Source organism: Staphylococcus sp. HMSC055A09 (assembly GCF_001809655.1).
In the GTDB taxonomy this organism is placed as follows: domain Bacteria; phylum Bacillota; class Bacilli; order Staphylococcales; family Staphylococcaceae; genus Staphylococcus; species Staphylococcus capitis.
Window position 1 is genome coordinate 57,262 of record NZ_KV798367.1, and the last position, 19,755, is coordinate 77,016.

Below are 19,755 nucleotides of genomic sequence, written 5' to 3' on the forward strand. Positions count from 1 at the left end.
TATTAAAAGGAGGAAATCAACATGGGAATTGGCCGTGTAACTCAAGTTATGGGTCCAGTAATCGATGTTCGTTTTGAACATAATGAAGTTCCTGATATTAACAATGCCTTACACATCGAAGTTCCTAAAGAAGATAGCACACTTCATTTAACTTTAGAAGTTGCACTTCAATTAGGTGATGATGTAGTACGTACAATCGCAATGGACTCAACTGACGGCGTTCAAAGAGGTATGGAAGTTAAAGATACAGGTAAAGATATTAGCGTACCTGTTGGTGATGCAACTTTAGGAAGAGTATTTAACGTATTAGGAGAAACAATCGATTTAGATGAAAAGATTGATGATTCAGTACGTCGTGATCCTATTCATAAACAAGCACCTGGCTTCGATGAATTATCTACTAAAGTAGAAATCTTAGAAACAGGTATCAAAGTAGTAGACTTATTAGCACCTTACATTAAAGGTGGTAAAATTGGATTATTCGGTGGTGCCGGTGTTGGTAAAACAGTTTTAATCCAAGAACTTATCAATAATATCGCTCAAGAGCATGGTGGTATTTCAGTATTCGCCGGTGTTGGTGAACGTACACGTGAAGGTAACGACCTTTACTATGAAATGAGCGATAGTGGTGTAATTAAGAAAACAGCGATGGTATTCGGTCAGATGAACGAGCCACCTGGTGCTCGTATGCGTGTTGCATTATCAGGTTTAACAATGGCAGAATATTTCCGTGATGAAGAAGGCCAAGACGTATTATTATTCATTGATAATATCTTCAGATTCACACAAGCAGGTTCTGAAGTTTCAGCATTACTTGGACGTATGCCTTCAGCCGTTGGTTATCAACCAACACTTGCTACTGAAATGGGTCAATTACAAGAACGTATTAGTTCAACTAATAAAGGTTCTGTTACTTCAATTCAGGCGGTATTCGTTCCAGCCGATGACTATACAGACCCTGCGCCAGCAACTACATTCGCTCACTTAGATGCGACAACTAACTTAGAGCGTAAATTAACTGAAATGGGTATTTATCCTGCGGTTGATCCATTAGCTTCTACTTCTAGAGCGTTAGAACCATCAATCGTTGGTCAAGACCATTACGATGTAGCTCGTGAAGTTCAGTCTACTTTACAAAAATACAGAGAATTACAAGATATTATTGCAATTCTTGGTATGGATGAGTTATCAGATGAAGATAAACAAACTGTAGAACGTGCTCGTAGAATTCAATTCTTCTTATCACAAAACTTCCACGTAGCTGAGCAATTCACTGGTCAAAAAGGTTCATATGTACCAGTTAAAACAACAGTATCAGATTTCAGAGATATCTTAGATGGTAAATACGATCATATTCCTGAAGATGCTTTCCGTTTAGTAGGTAGTATGCAAGACGTAATTGAAAAAGCCAAAGATATGGGTGTTGAAGTCTAATAATTAGGAGGTATGGATAATGAATACATTAAGCCTAAATATTGTCACTCCTAATGGTTCTGTCTACGAACGAGAAGATGTAGAACTAGCTGTATTACAAACAACAGCTGGTGAAATGGGTATCATGAGTGGACACATTCCAACAGTTGCCGCATTAAAAACTGGCTATGTTAAAGTTAACTTTCATAATGGTAACGAATATGTAGCAGTTAGTGATGGTTTTGTTGAAGTTAGACAACATAAATTATCAATTATCGTCCAAACAGCAGAAACTGCTAGCGAAATCGATGTTGAGAGAGCTAAATTGGCTAAGTCGAGAGCAGAATCACATTTAGAAGATGATGATGATAACAGTGACATTAATAGAGCCAAAAGAGCGTTAGAACGAGCTAATAACCGTTTACGTGTGGCTGAATTAAAATAACAAAAAAGGTTCGAGGCGTTATATACGCTTCGAACCTTTTTTTATTAAATATTTTAATTTCACAATCGGAATTATTAAAGTATCTTTATCAAGTTATTTCGTGTACAATGTTATACAGTAATCTTACGAAGGAGTAGAACATGGATTATCTTGGTCAATTTGCAATTGTACACCTTATCTTGCATGTAATATGTATCTGTATAGCCTATTGGGCTCTAAACTCTGTTAGATTAGATCAATTTTTTAAAAAAGGTTATGCATTACAAGTGCAAATTTGTATGATATTTGTAGCTATTTTAATAGGTACATCGGTAAGTAATTTTATTGTCGATTTATTACAATATTCAACTCAAGTTAAGTATTTATTAAAGTAATTCAAAAACTGTTATTTATATCAAAAACTGGATATAATTATAAAATGAATATTAACTTATTAATCAGGGAAATGAATAAGTAATAGGAGTTATAAGTGGAGGATTTAAGATGGATAAAATAGTAATAAATGGTGGAAACCGATTAACAGGTGAAGTTAAAGTTGAAGGTGCAAAAAATGCTGTATTACCAGTATTAACAGCTTCTTTATTAGCTTCAGAGGGGCAAAGTAAACTTGTTAACGTTCCAGCTTTAAGTGATGTAGAGACGATAAATAATGTTTTATCAACACTTAATGCAGATGTTTCATATAATAAAGAAGAAAATGCAGTTAAAGTTGATGCTACTCAAAAATTGAATGAAGAGGCTCCATATGAATATGTGAGTAAAATGAGAGCGAGTATTTTAGTAATGGGGCCATTACTTGCTAGACTCGGACATGCAATTGTAGCGTTACCTGGTGGTTGTGCAATTGGTAGTAGACCGATTGAACAACATATCAAAGGATTTGAAGCACTAGGAGCCGAAATTCATTTAGAAAATGGTAATATTTATGCTAATGCTAAAAATGGATTAAAAGGTACTCAAATTCATTTAGATTTTCCAAGTGTAGGAGCAACACAAAATATTATCATGGCAGCTTCACTTGCATCAGGTAAATCAATTATTGAAAATGCTGCTAAAGAACCAGAAATTGTAGATTTAGCCAACTATATTAATGAAATGGGCGGTAAAATTACTGGTGCTGGAACAGATACAATCACTATACACGGTGTTGATAAATTACATGGTGTAGAACATTCAATCATTCCAGATAGAATTGAAGCGGGAACATTATTAATCGCCGGTGCAATCACACGTGGAGATATCTTTGTTCGAGGTGCCATCAAAGAGCATATGGCAAGCTTAGTATATAAACTTGAAGAGATGGGGGTTAATTTAGACTTCAAAGAAGACGGTATTCAAGTTTCTGCTGAAGGTGACTTAAAGCCTGTTGATGTAAAAACATTACCACATCCAGGTTTCCCAACTGATATGCAATCACAAATGATGGCTTTATTACTTACAGCAAATGGGCATAAAGTTATTACTGAAACGGTCTTTGAAAATAGATTTATGCATGTAGCCGAGTTTAGAAGAATGAATGCAAATATTAATGTTGAAGGTAGAAGCGCTAAAATTGAAGGAAAAAGTCAATTACAAGGCGCGCAAGTTAAAGCTACAGATTTAAGAGCTGCAGCAGCATTGATCTTAGCAGGTTTAGTTGCAGATGGTACTACACAAGTTACTGAACTTAAGCATTTAGATCGAGGTTATGTAAATTTACACGGAAAATTAAAAGACCTTGGTGCAGATATTAAGCGTATTAATGATTAAATCATTTTTAAACATCAAAGTTTACATTTCGGAGGTTTAATATAATGGAAACAATTTTTGACTATAATCAAATTAAACAAATTATCCCTCATAGACAACCGTTCTTATTAATTGATAGAGTTGTTGAATATGAAGAAGGAAAACGTTGCGTGGGTTTAAAGCAAGTTTCTGGTAATGAACCATTTTTCCAAGGGCATTTTCCTGAATACGCAGTAATGCCAGGTGTATTAATAACTGAAGCACTAGCTCAAACTGGAGCCGTAGCGATGTTAAACAATGAAGAGAATAAAGGTAAAATAGCTTTATTCGCTGGTATTGATAAATGTCGTTTCAAAAAACAAGTGACACCTGGTGATACGTTAATGTTAGAAGTAGAAATTACTAAAATTAAAGGACCAATCGGTAAAGGTAGTGCGAAAGCTACAGTCGATGGTCAACTTGCTTGTAGCTGTGAACTAACATTTGCTATTCAAGATGCTTAAACTATTCCATATTATAAAAGGAGTGTATCAAGAACTAATTAAAATGAATTAGTTCCTTTTACACTCCTTTTTTTATTTATTTAATTTCTCTCGAATTTTTCTTCTTTTAGTTTAGGTTTAGATTGCATCATTCGATTAAAGGTCTTCTTGAGCTCTTCACCAGTTAAACCATCATCTACCAATTCCTCTAGCAAGCTTTCGGCATAGACTTGTCTTAAAGTATAAATATGACATTCAAAAACAACAGACATTGATTTTTTAAAATTAGCGACATTTTTAACCGTAGCATCAAATAAAGCTGGATCATTTGCAGGTCTAGTGATGACTACTCTAATATCTAATAATTGTTTATCTTCCATATATGTTTTAAATGTTTCATAGTGCTCATTTGAAATAACAATCTCAAGTAACCAGCCTGTTCCACTACCTTCTTTATTTATAATAACGCCATCTTCGATTTCATATTCTGAAACGCCACCATTCTCATTTACAATTTGAAACCGAACAGCCTTAAATGTTTTCATTATTTCACATCCCAATTGTTTTTTAAATATACAATAAATTAAATTATAAGCAGTTATGAACTTAATTAATGATTATTTTCTTTAAATATATCAAAAACATACTACAAATAGCTATCATTTTAAGGGTATTTGTAATTTTGACCAAATTATAACCCGTCAATTATTATGTATTACAAGAAGGAGGTGACACATGTTAAACAAAATAGTAATAGTAGGAAGGTTGACTAAAGATGCTCAAATTTATGAGAAGGAGGATAGTAAGGTCGCAACATTTTGTGTAGCAACTGAAAGAAATTACAAAGATGAAAATAATGAAATATCAAGTGATTATTTATTGTGTAAAGCTTTCGGCAAAACAGCAACCAATATCGAAAAATATACTAGTCAAGGTACATTAGTAGGTATAACAGGACAAATGCGTTCAAGAAAATATGAAAAAGAAGGACAAACGCATTTTGTAACCGAACTATATGTAGAAACAATTAAATTTATGTCTCCAAAAACTAAACATAATGAAATCCTCTCTCAAAATCAATACGATGAAGACACTTATCATTCAGACGACATTGAAATTATTAATATCTAAAAATTAATTCTCTCCCTAAACTCCATCCTATTTTTAATAAAAATTAAATTATCCTTTTCTTTCAATTATACTCAAGCGACCTACTTTGATCGGCCAATATTAAAGTAAGGTCGCTTTTAATATTTAAGTCATCAATCATTCAATCAACTTATAATTATCTGACAGATTTCAATTATATTACAAACTTGTTTAAGAATCGATACAATCTCAAAACTGTCATGACAGTTTTGAGTAGAAATTTAATTCCAATTATAATTAATATTCAATGTAATTCGAGTGTAAAAAAGAGCTTGTTTTTTTTATTTCACTGTAACCTACACTGTTTATACAGATGTTAGAGTAGTACTTGTAAATTAGTTAAGAAAACAAATCACTTTTAGGAGGATTTTTAATAATGAAAAAGACAATTATTGCATCATCATTAGCAGTAGGATTAGGCGTTGTAGCAGGTAATGCTGGACACGACGCACACGCAAGTGAAGCAACAAACGTTGATAAAGCAGAATTAGCTCAAAAAGCTCAATCAAATGACCAATCATTAAACGAAAGCCCTATCCAAAAAGGTGCTTATAACGTAAACTTTGATTACAATGGTTTCAATTATCACTTTGAATCAAATGGTACTCACTGGAGCTGGAACTATGCACAAAATGGTCAAGCTACTCCACAACAAGATGTAAGCAACCAAACTTCAGCTGACCAAGTAAGTTCACAACAACAAACTAGCCAAGCTCAACAAGCTCAACCAGAACAAACTTCTGCTCCACAAACTGAGCAAACTCAACAACCACAAGCTAAAGCAACTACTTCTTACAGTGCACCAACTAACAACACTGCAAGTAGTCAAGCTTCATCAAACCAAGCTTCAAGTGGTTCATCAGTAAACTTAAATTCACACTTAAAACAAATTGCTCAACGTGAATCAGGTGGCGACATCCACGCTATCAACCCTTCAACTGGCGCAGCTGGTAAATTCCAATTCTTACAATCAACTTGGGATTCAGTAGCTCCAGAACAATATAAAGGTCAATCTCCAGCTAACGCTCCTGAAAGCGTACAAGACGCTGCAGCAGTTAAATTATACAACACTGCAGGCGCTAGCCAATGGGTAACTGCATAATTTAAATATATGATTATTAACCATCTTCTCAATATGAGAAGATGGTTTTTTATTTAGAAGCACATTTAATTGATTTAGTGAGAGTCGTTTGATAATGTAATTATTGAATTAAATAAATATTAACTACTAGGGGAGCCACAAGGCTGAGATGATATGATTCAGACCCTTATAACCTGATTTGGTTAGTACCAACGTAGGAAAGTAGTCTTTATCAAATAAGCATCGCTATGCCCAGATTTAGCTACTTTTCATTGTTGGAAAGTAGTTTTTTTATTATCCAAGGAGGCTTATTTAATGAAATTTTCACAAGAATTAAGGGAAGAAGCTCAACCAATTATTGAAAGAATTTACAATGATAACTTTATTCAAGAATTATTAGTTGGGACTTTACCTAAACAAGCAGTACGTCAATATTTAAGAGCGGATGCATCATATTTAAAAGAATTTACAAACTTATATGCCTTACTTATTCCAAAGGTTCACACTATGCAAGATGTAAAATTCTTAGTTGAACAGATTGAATTCATGTTAGATGGTGAAGTAGAGGCACATGAAGTACTGGCTGATTATATCAATGAATCTTATGAAGAAATTGTTAAAGAAAAAGTTTGGCCACCAAGTGGAGATCACTATATTAAGCATATGTATTATAATGCTTATGCTCACGAAAATGCAGCATACACTATAGCTGCAATGGCACCTTGTCCTTACGTCTATGCAGTTATAGCTAAGCGTGCGATTAAAGATCCTAAATTAAATAAAGATTCAATTACCGCAAAGTGGTTTGATTTTTATAGTACTGAAATGGATCCACTTGTTGATGTTTTCGATCAATTGATGGACCGTTTAACAGAAGAATGTACTGACAAAGAAAAGCAAGAAATCAAAGAAAACTTCTTGCAAAGTACAGTACATGAGCGTCATTTCTTTAATATGGCTTATATCGATGAAAAATGGGATTTTGGAGGAGAAAACCATGAATAAACCTAAAATAGCATTAACGATAGCTGGAACAGATCCCACTGGTGGCGCAGGGGTAATGGCTGATTTAAAATCTTTCCATTCATGTGGCGTATACGGTATGGCAGCAAACACTAGCATTGTCGCGCAAAATACTCTAGGTGTTCAGAGCATTCATAATTTGGAAACAAGTTGGGTACAAGAGCAACTTGATAGTGTTTTTGATGATGAATTACCACATGCTATAAAAACAGGAATGATTGCGACTAAAGAAACAATGGAACTGATACAAAGTTATTTGAAAAAGTATTCAGATATTCCTTATGTTATTGATCCTGTTATGTTGGCGAAGAGTGGAGATTCACTCATGGACGATGATACTAAATCTCACTTACAAACTACCTTATTACCTTTAGCTGATGTTGTAACACCAAATATTCCTGAAGCAGAGGAAATTACTGGTTTGAAAATAGATAGTGAAGACAATATCCGCAAAGCAGGAGATATTTTTATCAATGAGATTGGTAGTAAAGGCGTTGTTATTAAAGGTGGTCATTCTGCTGATTTAAATAACGCTAAAGATTTCTTATTTACGAAGGACGATGTTTATACTTTTGAAAATAAACGCTTCGATACTAAACATACACACGGAACTGGTTGTACATTTTCAGCAGTAATCACTGCAGAACTAGCTAAAGGTCGTTCTATATATCAAGCAGTAGAAAAAGCTAAGTCGTTTATTTCAATGAGTATTGAACATACGCCTGAAATTGGTAAAGGAAGAGGTCCAGTGAATCACTTTGCATATTTAAAGAAAGTAGGTTTAGATGATGAATAATTTAGAAAGATTACGTTCAGAAAATCCACTTATTGTTTGCTATACCAATGACGTTGTTAAAAATTTTACAGCTAACGGGTTACTTAGTTTAGGAGCAAGTCCAGCAATGAGTGAAGCACCTGAAGAAGCAGAAGAATTTTACAAAGTGGCAAGTGCATTAGTGATTAATATAGGTACACTAACTCATGATAATGAAGAAGATATTATGAAAATAGGGAGAATCGCTAACGAACAAGGTACGCCAATTGTCTTCGACCCAGTGGCAGTAGGCGCGTCTTCTTACAGAAAACAATTTTGTAAGAGATTTTTAGAACAAATTGAAGTTTCTGTAATAAAGGGAAACGCATCAGAACTACTTACGCTTGTTGACTCTCAAACTACGATGAAAGGAACAGATAGTGATAGTTCACTTGATGCAGTTGAAATTGCTAGAAAGGCCCATAAAAATCTCGAAACAGCAATTGTCATTACAGGTAAGGAAGACGTTGTCGCACAAAATAATCAAATTGTTAAACTTGCTAATGGCTCACCTCTTCTAGCTAAAATTACCGGTGCAGGTTGCCTTTTAGGAGGAGTAGTGGCAAGCTTCTTATTTAGAAATACTCGACCAGAAATTGAACAGTTAATTGAAGCGGTTAGTGTGTACAATATTGCTGCAGAATTAGCTGAAAATAAAAACCATGTCCATGGCCCTGGATCATTTTTACCAGAATTGCTCGATCAAATGTATCAAATTGATGAGACAACATTTGAAAAATATGTACATAAAGTAGAGGTTTAATCTTATATGTTTAGCTCAGAGCAATTACAAGTATATTTTATTTGTGGAACTCAAGATATACCAGAAAATAGAACCATTGAACAAGTACTTGATGAGGCTTTGAAAGCCGGAATCACTATGTATCAATTTCGTGAAAAGGGCCCATCATCTTTAATAGGTGAAGAGAAGAAACAGTTAGCAATAAATTTAAAACGAAAATGCGAGAGATATCACGTACCATTCATTGTCAATGACGATATAGAGTTAGCAAAAGATATTGATGCTGATGGCGTTCATGTTGGTCAGGATGATAAAGAAGTTAAAGATTTTGCTATGCAGTTTAGAAATAAAATTATAGGTTTGAGTGTGGGTAATTTAGATGAGTATCAACAATCGGATTTATCTCAAGTGGATTACATAGGTGTAGGGCCTATGTATACCACTTCGTCAAAAGATGATGCTAACGCTCCTGTTGGTCCTCATATGATTACAAAATTGCGAGATTATGTTGGAGAATTACCTATTGTAGCAATAGGTGGTATTAATGAAACAAATATTGAACCAATTGCTGAAGCCGGTGCTGATGGCGTTTCAGTAATTTCTGCAATAACTAGAAGTAAGAATATTGACAAGACTGTTAAGCATTTTCGTAAATACTTTAATTAATCAATATATTTTTCCACTTTTTGTTTTCTACTATAGTATGAGTATGATAAAATGAATCCTATGTGAATATTACAATAGAGGTGGAAAAATGAAGAAAAAAGCGTTACTACCTTTGTTTTTAGGGATAATGGTTTTTCTAGCAGGGTGTGACTACTCTAAACCTGAAAAGCAGGACGGATTCTTCTTTAATACATTCGTTCAGCCAATGAAACATCTCTTACAATGGTTAGGAAATGATGTATTTAATAACGACTATGGACTAGCGATTATTATCTTAGTTCTTGTTATACGTTTAATCTTGTTACCATTCATGTTATCAAACTATAAAAATAGTCATATGATGCGTGAAAAAATGAAAGTAGCTAAGCCAGAAGTTGATGGTATTCAAGAAAAAGTTAAACGTGCTCGTACTCAAGAAGAGAAAATGGCGGCAAACCAAGAATTGATGGAAGTTTATAAAAAATATGATATGAATCCGATGAAGAGCATGCTCGGTTGTTTACCAATGCTTATTCAAATGCCAATTATCATGGGATTATATTTCGTATTAAAAGATAAACTTGTTAATGGACTTTCTGATCATCCACATTTCTTATGGTTTAATTTAACTAAACCAGATATTTGGATTACGATTATTGCCGGTGTTCTTTACTTTGTTCAAGCATATGTTTCAAGTAAAACGATGCCTCAAGAGCAACGCCAAATGGGATACATGATGATGATTGTTTCACCAATCATGATTATTTGGATTTCATTACAAGCGTCATCTGCACTTGGTTTATATTGGTCAGTCAGTGCCTTATTCTTAGTAATACAAACGCATTTTGCAAATATGTATTACTCTAAACTTGCTAAAAAAGAAGTTCAACCTTTCATCGAACAATATGAAAAAGAACATAATCCGTCTTCTAATAAAAAAGGCAAAAATACGCAAGTTGTTTCTAAAAAGAATAAGAAATAGGTTATAAGAAAAGCCAGCAAATTAAATTATGATTTGCTGGCTTTTTCATATGTCAAATTTACAAATTTGTGTTGTTATTGAAATTCCATTCGTGTAAAAATTGTTTTAAGAATTGAAGCATAAAATGATGACGTTCTTCAGCAAGCTTTCTTCCAGTTGAGGTATGCATTAAACTTTTAAGTTTTAATAATTTTTCGTAAAAGTGCTTAATTGCTGAAGGATCAAATGCTTCAATATTATCAGTATGTAGTGATTCGAATGGCACGTTAGATTCAGTCCACATTGGTTCGCCGAAATATCCAGCGAATTGAAAAGTTCGAGCAATTCCGATTGCGCCTAGCGCATCCAAACGATCAGCATCTCTCACGATTTGTCCTTCAATTGATAATGTGGCTTGATTGTTTTTCCCACCACGGTAACTCATATTTTGTATGATATGTAAAACATGTTGAATATCATCTTGGGTTAAGTCAATCGTTTCTAGAAAAGTAGAAAGTTTATCATATGCTTGTTGTTCATTCGTTATTTTGCTATCCACTGTGTCATGTAATAAAGCGGCAAGTTCTATAATCGTTGTATGTACTAAACCCTCATTTAAAGCGATATACTTTGCTAATGTATGAACCCGTTCTACATGCGCGATATCGTGCCCAGTGTGATCATCTTTATGAACCATTTTCATATAGTTACATGCGTGTTTAATTTTTAATTCATTTTCCATAAAAGTCTCCTTCACATATTAAAAAGGTCTAGGAACAACCCAGACCTTTCAATTTATTATAGAATTGGTGACAATAATTGAGAAATACCTTCTTTAAATTTAATCCAAGTACTGCGTTGCTCGTATCTTTCTTCTGTAAGTCTAGATGACACTTTCATATCGTTAATAAATGCTTGCTTAAGGGAGCGTGCGACACTCTCATCATAAATAAAGGCATTTACTTCAAAATTCAATGTGAAACTACGATTATCCATATTAGCAGTACCTACACTTGCGAGTTCATCATCGATGACCAATACTTTAGAATGTAGGAAGCCATTCTCGTAATGATACACCTTTACGCCGGCCTCAAGTAAAGATGCGACATTTTTAAGTGTAGCCCAGTATACGAATGGATGGTCTGGCATACTTGGAATCATAATATTGACTTCCACACCACCAAGTGCAGCAATTTTAATCGAGTCTAAAAATGCTTGATCTGGTATAAAGTAGGGGGATTGAATATAAATTGATTCTTTAGCTGATGATATCATTTTTAAGTAACCGTATTTGATTTGTTCCCAATCTTCATCAGGTCCACTAGAAGCGATTTGAATGCCGATTGTTCCTCCAGAATTAACATCAGGGAAATATCGTTCTTGATAAGTTAAATTGTCTCGGGTAGATTGTGAATTCCAATCTAAAATAAATCGAAGTTGTAATGCATTTACAGCATCACCTACAATACGTAGATGCGTGTCACGCCAGTAACCAAACTTCTTAGATTTACCTAAATATTCATCACCTACATTGAAACCACCAACATAACCAATTTTACCGTCGATAATAACGATTTTTCTGTGGTTTCGGTTATTCATACGTAAATTAATTAATGGCAATTTTGATGGGAAGAATGATTCAGCATGCCCACCTTTATTTCTAAAATGTTTTAAATCTTTTTTACGTAAATCCCTCGAACCCATATCGTCATATAGTATTTTCACTTCAATGCCTTCTTCGGCTTTCTTTTCAAGTTCACTAAGAATTTGTTTCCCAAGTCCATCACTATGAAAGATATAGTACTGAATATGTATGTAGTCTTGAGCATTACGGATATCATTAATTAAATCATCGAATTTTTGTTGACCATCAGTATAAATAGTTAAATCATTATCAGTCGTTAGAAAGGCAGCATTATTATAAAGTAACATTTGCACCATTTCTTTAAATTTAACTATTTGATGGTTACCTTTAGAGAAATCTTGTTTCTTGAGCGCTTCCAATTGCTCATCGACAATCATTTCTAAACCGACTTTATCTTCTTTATTTAATTTAAAGATTTGATCTCTTTGGATTTGACGACCTAGCAATAGATATAAAATGAACCCAATTAAAGGTAGAAATACGAGCACAAGTAACCATGCCCATATAGAATTAGCTGTACGTCTCTCCATAAAGATAATTGTAAATGCAAAGATCAAGTTTAAAATGAAAGCGCCAATTAAGATAACATTAATGATTATATTTGAATGGTGAAGCGCCATAGTAAAGACTTCTAACATATGGTACCTCCTTTGTATTTCTCATAATTTCGTTGAAGATATTCAAAAAAGTTTTAACTATACAATTATAGCATGAAGAATGTTGAATATCATAGTCGGTTTTATTTTAAAAAGTGAATGAATCAATTGACTTAATAATTATTGAATAATACGATGATGAAGAATAAAGAAACGAGGTGACGCTTGTGACTGAAAATGAAACTGCACATCACTCAGAGCAAACGAAAGCAAATTTAAAGTCACGATTAAATCGTATCGAAGGTCAAGTACGTGCAATTAATCGAATGATTGAAGACGATGTGTATTGCGATGATGTTTTAACTCAAATAAGAGCGACACGCTCTGCTTTAAACAGTGTGGCTACTAAATTGTTAGATCATCATATGAAAAGTTGTATTATGAATAAAGTGAATAATGGTGCACAAGAAGAAGCGATGGAAGAACTATTGGTTACTTTTCAAAAATTAATTAAAGATTAATGAGGTAGAATACAATGGAAAATGGAATTGTTTATGTTGCTAATATTGAGACTATAGAGGAAGAAAACCAATTAAAGACACGTTTAGAAAATATGATTGGTGTCGAAAAAGTAGATATTGATAGTAAAGTAGGAGAAATAAAGGTATTATTTGAAACACCTGCGAATTTAAATAGTATTGAAAAAGAAGTATATGATTCTGGCTTTCGCGTGCGTTATTAGAGTAATGTTCAATTTACTTACATATAGCATATTTATAGATTTGTAAATAATTTTTTAAAATTTAACAATTGATGTAGTAAAGTAGTATAAATTGGGGTATGATAATTTTGAAGTCAATCCAAACGAGGTGATTATAGTGAAGAATCCAGATAAGATTCAAAACGTAGTCAAATTATTGTCATCATTAGGTGTGAATATTAAAAAAACTAAATCTCGTTTAGATATTATTAATACTTTACCTACATCTAATCAAGTAAGTCATGAGTTAAAATAATTTGCTTAAATGATCAAAAGCACTCACTATGTGTGAGTGCTTTTTTGTTTGTAAATTATGCAGTTTTAGCAGTATCTAAAGTATCAGGTTCTTGATAACGCTTAGGTTCATGATAATAAATAGATAGAATGACGCCTATGCCTGTCATTAAACTCCAAAGAGAGCTCCCACCATAACTAATAAATGGTAAAGGTATACCAGTAATTGGTAATAATTGAACCGTCATTCCAACATTTTGAAGTACATGGAAGACGATAAGAGAAACATACCCGATAATAAAGACTTTATTATATTGACTATTGATTTTGCTTGCTAATCTAATTAAATGAAACACTAAAAATAAGAATATGAGAATTAGCACAACAGACCCAATGAAGCCCATCTCTTCGCCTACAACTGAGAAGATAAAGTCTGTATGATTTTCAGGGATATAAACTTCACCGTGATTGTAACCTTTACCTATTAATTGACCAGATCCAATTGCTTTAAGTGATTCAGTTAAATGATATCCATCGCCACTACTATAAGTATAAGGATCCAACCAAGAATTAATTCGTCCCATTTGATACATCTTAATTCCTAATAGATTTTCAATTAATGTAGGTTTGAAAATGATAGCTAAAATAATACTAGCACCACCTACAATTGCTGCGATAAATATAGGTGCAAGGATTCTCCAAGTAATACCACTAACCATCATAACACCGGCGATAACTGCACAAATAACAAGCGTAGTACCGAGGTCATTTTGTAATAAAATTAATAGCATAGGAAATATTGAGACACCTATAATTTTTAAAAATAGCATTAAATCTGACTGGAACGATTTGTTAAAGGTAAATTGATTATGTCTAGAAACTGTTTTAGCTAGGGCTAAAATTAAAATAATCTTCATAAATTCTGAAGGTTGAATACTTATAGGTCCAAAGCTATACCAACTTTTCGCACCGTTGATCACAGGTGTGATGGCTGTTTCAGGTAAAATAAGCAATCCTATGAGTAAAATACAAAAAATGAAATATAAGAGATATGTATTATGTTTAATTTTCTTAGGGGAAACTATCATAATCAGAAATGCCATAATAGCTCCGAGAATGTAATAAATAATTTGTCTGATACTGAAGTTCGCACTATATTGTCCGCCACCCATTGCAGAACTAATTAGTGTTACGCTTATGATTGCTAACACAGTAATTACCAGTACTAATATCCAGTCGACTTTACGAAACCAATGTTTGCTTGGTTGTTGACGAGATGAATAATTCATTTCCTACTCCTTTATAATCATGCGCGTATTAATATGATATATGAATGATTCATTTGTAGCATAAACCATTCATGAATCTATATAAAATCACAATTTAACGGTTAATAAATAGTCTACATTGATTTTACATGACTTTTTTTAAATTTGCTAGAATATCAAAGTGGCAAGTCGACAAATTATATAGAAATAAGCTTTCTTTTCCATTCAAAGGTAGAGGAATTAAAACAGTCACTAAAAATTAGATTTATTGATGGATTATCAAATGCAATTGATTTTAGAAATATGATAATATTAAGTTTCAGAGACCGTTATGTACATTGAGCTATACATAATAAATAAAATATCACAATTATTAAACAGATAAATGGCATATAAGCCGAGTAATTGTAATGGAGGAAAACGAAATGACAAAAGAGAATATTTGTATCGTTTTTGGAGGAAAAAGTGCTGAACATGATGTTTCAATATTAACAGCACAAAACGTATTAAACGCAATTAACAAAGATCAATATCAAATAGATATTATTTATATTACAAATGATGGTGAATGGAAGAAGAAAGAAAACATCACTGATGAAATTAAATCTACTGACGAATTAGTTTTAAATAATGTTGAAGCGGGAGAAATATCACAATTATTAAGTAAAGGTAGTACTGGACGTTCTTATGATGCAGTATTCCCACTTTTACATGGACCTAATGGTGAAGACGGTACGATTCAAGGATTATTCGAAGTATTAGATATTCCATATGTAGGTAATGGTGTGTTAGCAGCTTCAAGTTCTATGGACAAATTAGTTATGAAACAATTGTTTGAACATAGAGGATTACCTCAATTACCATACATTAGTTTCTTAAGAAGTGAATATGAAAAGTATGAGAACAACATTATTAAATTAGTTAATGATAAATTAACTTACCCAGTTTTCGTGAAACCTGCTAACTTAGGTTCAAGTGTTGGTATTAGTAAATGTAATAATGAAGAAGAACTTAAATCAGGTATTGAGGAAGCTTTCCAATTTGACCGTAAACTTGTAATTGAACAAGGAATTGAAGCACGTGAAATTGAAGTGGCTGTATTGGGTAATGACTATCCTGAAACTACATGGCCTGGAGAAGTTGTTAAAGATGTGGCATTTTATGATTACAAATCTAAATATAAAGATGGTAAAGTTCAGCTTCAAATACCAGCTGATTTAGATCAAGACGTTCAAATGACATTACGTAATATGGCGTTAGAGGCTTTTAAAGCCACTGATTGTTCAGGTTTAGTACGTGCAGATTTCTTTGTTACAGAAGACAACCAAATCTATATTAATGAAACAAATGCTATGCCAGGATTTACTTCATTCAGTATGTATCCAAGCTTGTGGGAGAATATGGGATTATCATATCCAGATTTAATTGCAAAATTAATAAATCTCGCTAAAGAACGTCATGAAGATAAAAAGAAAAATAAATATAAAATTGATTAATAGAGGATTTTAAATATGATTAACGTTACATTAGAACAAATCAAACATTGGATACCTTGCGAAATTGATGAACAATATTTAAGCCATTCTATCAATGGTGTAACTATTGATTCTCGTAACATTGAAAAGGATATGCTTTTTATCCCATTCAAAGGTGAGAACGTAGATGGCCATCGATTTGTTGCACAAGCTTTAAAGGATGGTGCTGGTGCTTCATTTTCAGAAAAGGGAACTGAGTTAAGCGAGCATATCGAAGGTCCAATTATTTGGGTTGAAGATACACTTAAAGCATTACAAGACTTAGCCAAAGCATATCTTAAATATGTGAACCCTAAAGTGATTGCAGTAACTGGATCAAACGGTAAAACGACTACAAAAGATATGATTGAGAGTGTTTTAACGACAGAATTTAAAGTAAAGAAAACACAAGGTAACTATAATAATGAGATTGGAATGCCTTTAACAATATTAGACTTAGATGAAGATACAGAAATTTCTATTCTTGAAATGGGCATGTCTGGCTTCCATGAGATAGAGTTATTATCTTCAATTGCTCAACCGGATATTGCAGTCATCACAAATATTGGTGAATCACATATGCAAGATTTAGGTTCAAGAGAGGGTATTGCTAAAGCCAAGTCTGAAATTACTATTGGTCTTAAAGAGAATGGGACATTCATATACGACGGTGATGAACCATTACTAAAACCGCATCTCGAACAATTAAATAAAGCAAAATTAATAAGTGTAGGTTTAGGTAATAGTAATACGCTCGTATGTCATGTTGATGATATAGAAACAGAAGGTATCGCTTTTACAATAAATGATAAAGAAAGCTTTACACTACCTATCCTAGGTACGCACAATATGAAAAATGCGACGATAGCCATTGCGATAGGACATGAACTTGGTTTGTCATATGAAACAATAAAAGACAATATTAATCATGTTAAGTTAACAGGTATGCGTATGGAGCGTCACCAGACTACTAATAACGTAACTGTCATTAATGATGCTTATAATGCAAGTCCGACAAGTATGAAAGCTGCCATCGATACGCTAAGTAGTATGGAAGGGCGAAAAATCCTTATTCTAGCAGATGTTTTAGAGCTAGGTGAAAATAGTCAATCTATGCACGAAGAAGTCGGGGCTTATCTCAATAATAAAGCAATTGATGTATTATACACTTATGGTGATGAAGCACGATTTATTTTTAACACAGGTCAAAATGAAGTGCCTACTGCACAACACTTTGATGATAAAAGTGAACTGATTAAAGAATTGAAGACTATTGTGAAAGAAAACGATAAAATATTGGTTAAAGGTTCACGAGGTATGAAACTTGAAGAAGTAGTCGAAGCATTAATTTAATATTTTAAAGTAAATGAACATGCATATTTCAATATTCTCGATCTAAACGTTGATGAGTAAGTTGAAATGCATGTTTTTTTGCGTTGAAAATGATTTAAAAATTTTAACCGCTTACATCATGTGATGCGCTATCTTTTTTAAGAGTAATAAATTTAAAATTTAAGAGTAAAACAAAGAAAGTAAGTAACTGCTTTATTGCTATAATATTTTTAAGGTGGTACTATATAGAAGTTGATGAAACAAAAGTGAACATATATGCAAAAACGTATATTAAGAAATAAACACTTAAAAAGGAGAATTATTTTGCAAAATTTTAAAGAATTAGGGATCTCGGATAGAACGGTTCAAACACTGGAATCTATGGGATTTAAAGAACCTACACCTATCCAAAAAGACAGTATCCCTTATGCGTTAGAAGGAGACGACATCCTTGGTCAAGCCCAAACAGGTACGGGGAAAACAGGGGCTTTTGGTATTCCTTTAATTGAAAAAGTTGTAGGCCAACAAGGCGTACAATCACTCATTTTAGCGCCAACAAGAGAACTTGCTATGCAAGTTGCGGAACAATTAAGAGAGTTTAGTAAAGGCCAAAATGTTCAAGTCGTTACGGTCTTCGGTGGAATGCCGATTGAACGACAAATAAAAGCACTTAAAAGAGGACCACAAATCGTAGTAGGAACTCCAGGACGTGTAATTGATCACCTAAATCGTCGTACTTTAAAAACTAATGGTATTCATACATTAATTTTAGATGAAGCTGACGAAATGATGAATATGGGATTCATCGACGATATGAGATTTATTATGGACAAAATTCCATCTGACCAGCGTCAAACAATGTTATTCTCAGCGACTATGCCTAAAGCAATTCAAGACTTAGTTCAACAATTTATGAAGACGCCTAAAATCATTAAAACAATGAATAATGAAATGTCAGATCCACAAATAGATGAATACTATACTATTGTTAAAGAATTAGAGAAATTTGATACATTTACAAATTTCCTTGATGTGCATCAACCAGATTTAGCGATTGTATTTGGACGTACGAAACGTCGTGTTGATGAATTAACTAGTGCGCTATTATCTAAAGGTTATAAAGCAGAAGGCTTGCATGGTGATATTACTCAAGCTAAACGTTTAGAAGTCTTGAAGAAATTCAAAAATGACCAAATTGACATTTTAGTTGCTACTGACGTAGCAGCTAGAGGTTTGGATATTTCAGGTGTAAGTCACGTTTATAACTTTGACATCCCTCAAGATACAGAAAGTTATACTCATCGTATAGGTCGAACAGGACGTGCAGGTAAAGAAGGTATCGCGGTAACATTTGTAAATCCAATTGAAATGGATTATATACGTCAAATTGAAGATGTCAATGGACGTCGAATGAACGCTTTAAGACCACCACACCGTAAAGAAGTACTTAAAGCTCGTGAAGACGATATTAAAGAAAAAGTTCAAAACTGGATGTCTAAAGACAGTGAACCTCGTTTACAACGCATTTCAAGTGAATTACTTGAAGAATATGACAGCACTGAGTTAGTTGCATCATTGCTACAAGAATTAGTAGAAGCAAACGATGAAGTTGAAGTACAGTTAACGTTCGAGAAACCATTAGCACGTAAGAATCGCAATAGTAGAGGTGGCGGTTCAAGAAGAGGTAACAATAACAAACGTGGCAATGGCAAATTTGATAATAAAAATAGACGTTCAAAAGGGTCTAAAGGTCATTCAAATAAAAAGAAAAATAATAAAAAATTCGAACGTCGTGATAAACAAAATAAAGGTTCAAACCAATCAATGAGAGGCCGTACATTTGCCGATCATCAAAAATAATCGATGATGTTATTAACCAGTTAAGTCTATTGACTTAGCTGGTTTTTTTAGATTTAAAGCTTT

Annotated in this window: 22 protein-coding genes and 1 riboswitch; of the genes, 18 read left to right on the forward strand and 4 right to left on the reverse strand. The window is 33.2% G+C overall.

Features of this window, described 5'->3' with window-relative positions; all coding sequences use genetic code 11:
* Window positions 1-21: 21 nt before the first annotated feature.
* From atpD to fabZ, 5 genes are all read left to right on the forward strand, one after another.
* On the forward strand, window positions 22-1,434 hold the full coding sequence (atpD, locus tag HMPREF2642_RS05385) for a F0F1 ATP synthase subunit beta (RefSeq protein WP_070597716.1): 1,413 nt from the start codon (window positions 22-24) through the stop codon (window positions 1,432-1,434).
* Window positions 1,435-1,453: 19 nt separating this feature from the next.
* A complete protein-coding gene (locus HMPREF2642_RS05390; RefSeq protein ID WP_002435826.1) occupies window positions 1,454-1,858 on the forward strand; it encodes a F0F1 ATP synthase subunit epsilon in 405 nt (134 codons plus the stop codon).
* A gap of 140 nt (window positions 1,859-1,998) precedes the next feature.
* On the forward strand, window positions 1,999-2,232 hold the full coding sequence (locus tag HMPREF2642_RS05395; protein ID WP_002453705.1) for a DUF1146 family protein: 234 nt from the start codon (window positions 1,999-2,001) through the stop codon (window positions 2,230-2,232).
* A gap of 109 nt (window positions 2,233-2,341) precedes the next feature.
* The gene (gene murA / locus HMPREF2642_RS05400) at window positions 2,342-3,607 is read left to right on the forward strand and encodes a UDP-N-acetylglucosamine 1-carboxyvinyltransferase (RefSeq protein ID WP_002435807.1); all 1,266 of its coding nucleotides are present in this window, start codon (window positions 2,342-2,344) and stop codon (window positions 3,605-3,607) included.
* Window positions 3,608-3,651: 44 nt separating this feature from the next.
* Window positions 3,652-4,089: a 3-hydroxyacyl-ACP dehydratase FabZ gene (fabZ, locus tag HMPREF2642_RS05405; protein WP_002435844.1), complete on the forward strand. Its 438-nt coding sequence runs from the start codon at window positions 3,652-3,654 to the stop codon at window positions 4,087-4,089.
* Window positions 4,090-4,169: 80 nt separating this feature from the next.
* Here fabZ and HMPREF2642_RS05410 read toward each other — a convergent pair whose 3' ends face one another.
* Entirely contained in the window at window positions 4,170-4,613 is a 444-nt protein-coding gene (locus HMPREF2642_RS05410) for a YwpF-like family protein (RefSeq protein WP_049427281.1), read from the reverse strand.
* Between the two features lie 190 nt (window positions 4,614-4,803).
* On the opposite strand from HMPREF2642_RS05410, the gene HMPREF2642_RS05415 reads away from it, so the two are divergent.
* The 7 genes from HMPREF2642_RS05415 (at window position 4,804) to yidC (ending at window position 10,504) form a co-directional block, all read left to right on the forward strand.
* Window positions 4,804-5,199 carry a single-stranded DNA-binding protein gene (locus HMPREF2642_RS05415; protein WP_002435780.1) on the forward strand — a complete coding sequence of 132 codons (396 nt, stop codon included), beginning with the start codon at window positions 4,804-4,806 and terminating at the stop codon, window positions 5,197-5,199.
* A gap of 394 nt (window positions 5,200-5,593) precedes the next feature.
* Window positions 5,594-6,319, forward strand: a complete 726-nt coding sequence (locus tag HMPREF2642_RS05420; protein WP_002453702.1) for a transglycosylase family protein — start codon at window positions 5,594-5,596, stop codon at window positions 6,317-6,319.
* 118 nt (window positions 6,320-6,437) lie between these two features.
* Window positions 6,438-6,536: riboswitch (TPP riboswitch) on the forward strand.
* A 77-nt stretch (window positions 6,537-6,613) separates the two neighbouring features.
* Complete coding sequence (gene tenA / locus HMPREF2642_RS05425) at window positions 6,614-7,303, forward strand: thiaminase II (protein WP_002435801.1); 690 nt, start codon at window positions 6,614-6,616, stop codon at window positions 7,301-7,303.
* Window positions 7,296-8,117 carry a bifunctional hydroxymethylpyrimidine kinase/phosphomethylpyrimidine kinase gene (gene thiD, locus HMPREF2642_RS05430; RefSeq protein ID WP_049427284.1) on the forward strand — a complete coding sequence of 274 codons (822 nt, stop codon included), beginning with the start codon at window positions 7,296-7,298 and terminating at the stop codon, window positions 8,115-8,117. Before tenA ends, thiD begins: the two co-directional genes overlap by 8 nt.
* Window positions 8,110-8,898, forward strand: coding sequence for a hydroxyethylthiazole kinase (gene thiM, locus HMPREF2642_RS05435; protein ID WP_002435520.1), 789 nt, complete (start codon window positions 8,110-8,112; stop codon window positions 8,896-8,898). The genes thiD and thiM overlap by 8 nt, the downstream gene beginning before the upstream one ends.
* A gap of 6 nt (window positions 8,899-8,904) precedes the next feature.
* Complete coding sequence (thiE, locus tag HMPREF2642_RS05440) at window positions 8,905-9,543, forward strand: thiamine phosphate synthase (RefSeq protein ID WP_037551262.1); 639 nt, start codon at window positions 8,905-8,907, stop codon at window positions 9,541-9,543.
* A gap of 88 nt (window positions 9,544-9,631) precedes the next feature.
* Window positions 9,632-10,504 (forward strand): membrane protein insertase YidC, encoded by an 873-nt coding sequence (gene yidC / locus HMPREF2642_RS05445; RefSeq protein WP_002435877.1) that lies wholly within the window; start codon window positions 9,632-9,634, stop codon window positions 10,502-10,504.
* Window positions 10,505-10,562: 58 nt separating this feature from the next.
* Here the strand turns inward: yidC and HMPREF2642_RS05450 are convergent, their stop codons facing one another.
* Together HMPREF2642_RS05450 and cls are read right to left on the reverse strand one after the other, a co-directional pair.
* Entirely contained in the window at window positions 10,563-11,225 is a 663-nt protein-coding gene (locus HMPREF2642_RS05450) for an HD domain-containing protein (protein WP_002453696.1), read from the reverse strand.
* 56 nt (window positions 11,226-11,281) lie between these two features.
* Window positions 11,282-12,766 carry a cardiolipin synthase gene (gene cls / locus HMPREF2642_RS05455; RefSeq protein WP_070597717.1) on the reverse strand — a complete coding sequence of 495 codons (1,485 nt, stop codon included), beginning with the start codon at window positions 12,764-12,766 and terminating at the stop codon, window positions 11,282-11,284.
* 185 nt (window positions 12,767-12,951) lie between these two features.
* Between cls and csoR the strand changes: the two genes are divergently transcribed.
* The 3 genes from csoR to HMPREF2642_RS11590 all read left to right on the forward strand — a co-directional run bounded on the left by csoR (window position 12,952) and on the right by HMPREF2642_RS11590 (window position 13,740).
* Window positions 12,952-13,245 carry a copper-sensing transcriptional repressor CsoR gene (gene csoR, locus HMPREF2642_RS05460; RefSeq protein WP_002435858.1) on the forward strand — a complete coding sequence of 98 codons (294 nt, stop codon included), beginning with the start codon at window positions 12,952-12,954 and terminating at the stop codon, window positions 13,243-13,245.
* Window positions 13,246-13,259: 14 nt separating this feature from the next.
* The gene (locus tag HMPREF2642_RS05465) at window positions 13,260-13,466 is read left to right on the forward strand and encodes a putative copper chaperone CsoZ (RefSeq protein WP_023351364.1); all 207 of its coding nucleotides are present in this window, start codon (window positions 13,260-13,262) and stop codon (window positions 13,464-13,466) included.
* 136 nt (window positions 13,467-13,602) lie between these two features.
* Window positions 13,603-13,740, forward strand: coding sequence for an Lmo0850 family protein (locus HMPREF2642_RS11590; RefSeq protein WP_002435861.1), 138 nt, complete (start codon window positions 13,603-13,605; stop codon window positions 13,738-13,740).
* Window positions 13,741-13,795: 55 nt separating this feature from the next.
* On the opposite strand, the gene HMPREF2642_RS05470 is transcribed toward HMPREF2642_RS11590, so the two are convergent.
* Window positions 13,796-15,007: an FtsW/RodA/SpoVE family cell cycle protein gene (locus HMPREF2642_RS05470; protein WP_064212371.1), complete on the reverse strand. Its 1,212-nt coding sequence runs from the start codon at window positions 15,005-15,007 to the stop codon at window positions 13,796-13,798.
* 404 nt (window positions 15,008-15,411) lie between these two features.
* Between HMPREF2642_RS05470 and HMPREF2642_RS05475 the strand changes: the two genes are divergently transcribed.
* The 3 genes from HMPREF2642_RS05475 (at window position 15,412) to HMPREF2642_RS05485 (ending at window position 19,692) form a co-directional block, all read left to right on the forward strand.
* Window positions 15,412-16,482 (forward strand): D-alanine--D-alanine ligase, encoded by a 1,071-nt coding sequence (locus HMPREF2642_RS05475; RefSeq protein WP_002435813.1) that lies wholly within the window; start codon window positions 15,412-15,414, stop codon window positions 16,480-16,482.
* Between the two features lie 15 nt (window positions 16,483-16,497).
* Window positions 16,498-17,853, forward strand: coding sequence for a UDP-N-acetylmuramoyl-tripeptide--D-alanyl-D-alanine ligase (gene murF, locus HMPREF2642_RS05480; protein ID WP_049427292.1), 1,356 nt, complete (start codon window positions 16,498-16,500; stop codon window positions 17,851-17,853).
* A gap of 303 nt (window positions 17,854-18,156) precedes the next feature.
* Window positions 18,157-19,692, forward strand: coding sequence for a degradosome RNA helicase CshA (locus HMPREF2642_RS05485; protein ID WP_002435499.1), 1,536 nt, complete (start codon window positions 18,157-18,159; stop codon window positions 19,690-19,692).
* The last annotated feature ends 63 nt before the right edge of the window (window positions 19,693-19,755 follow it).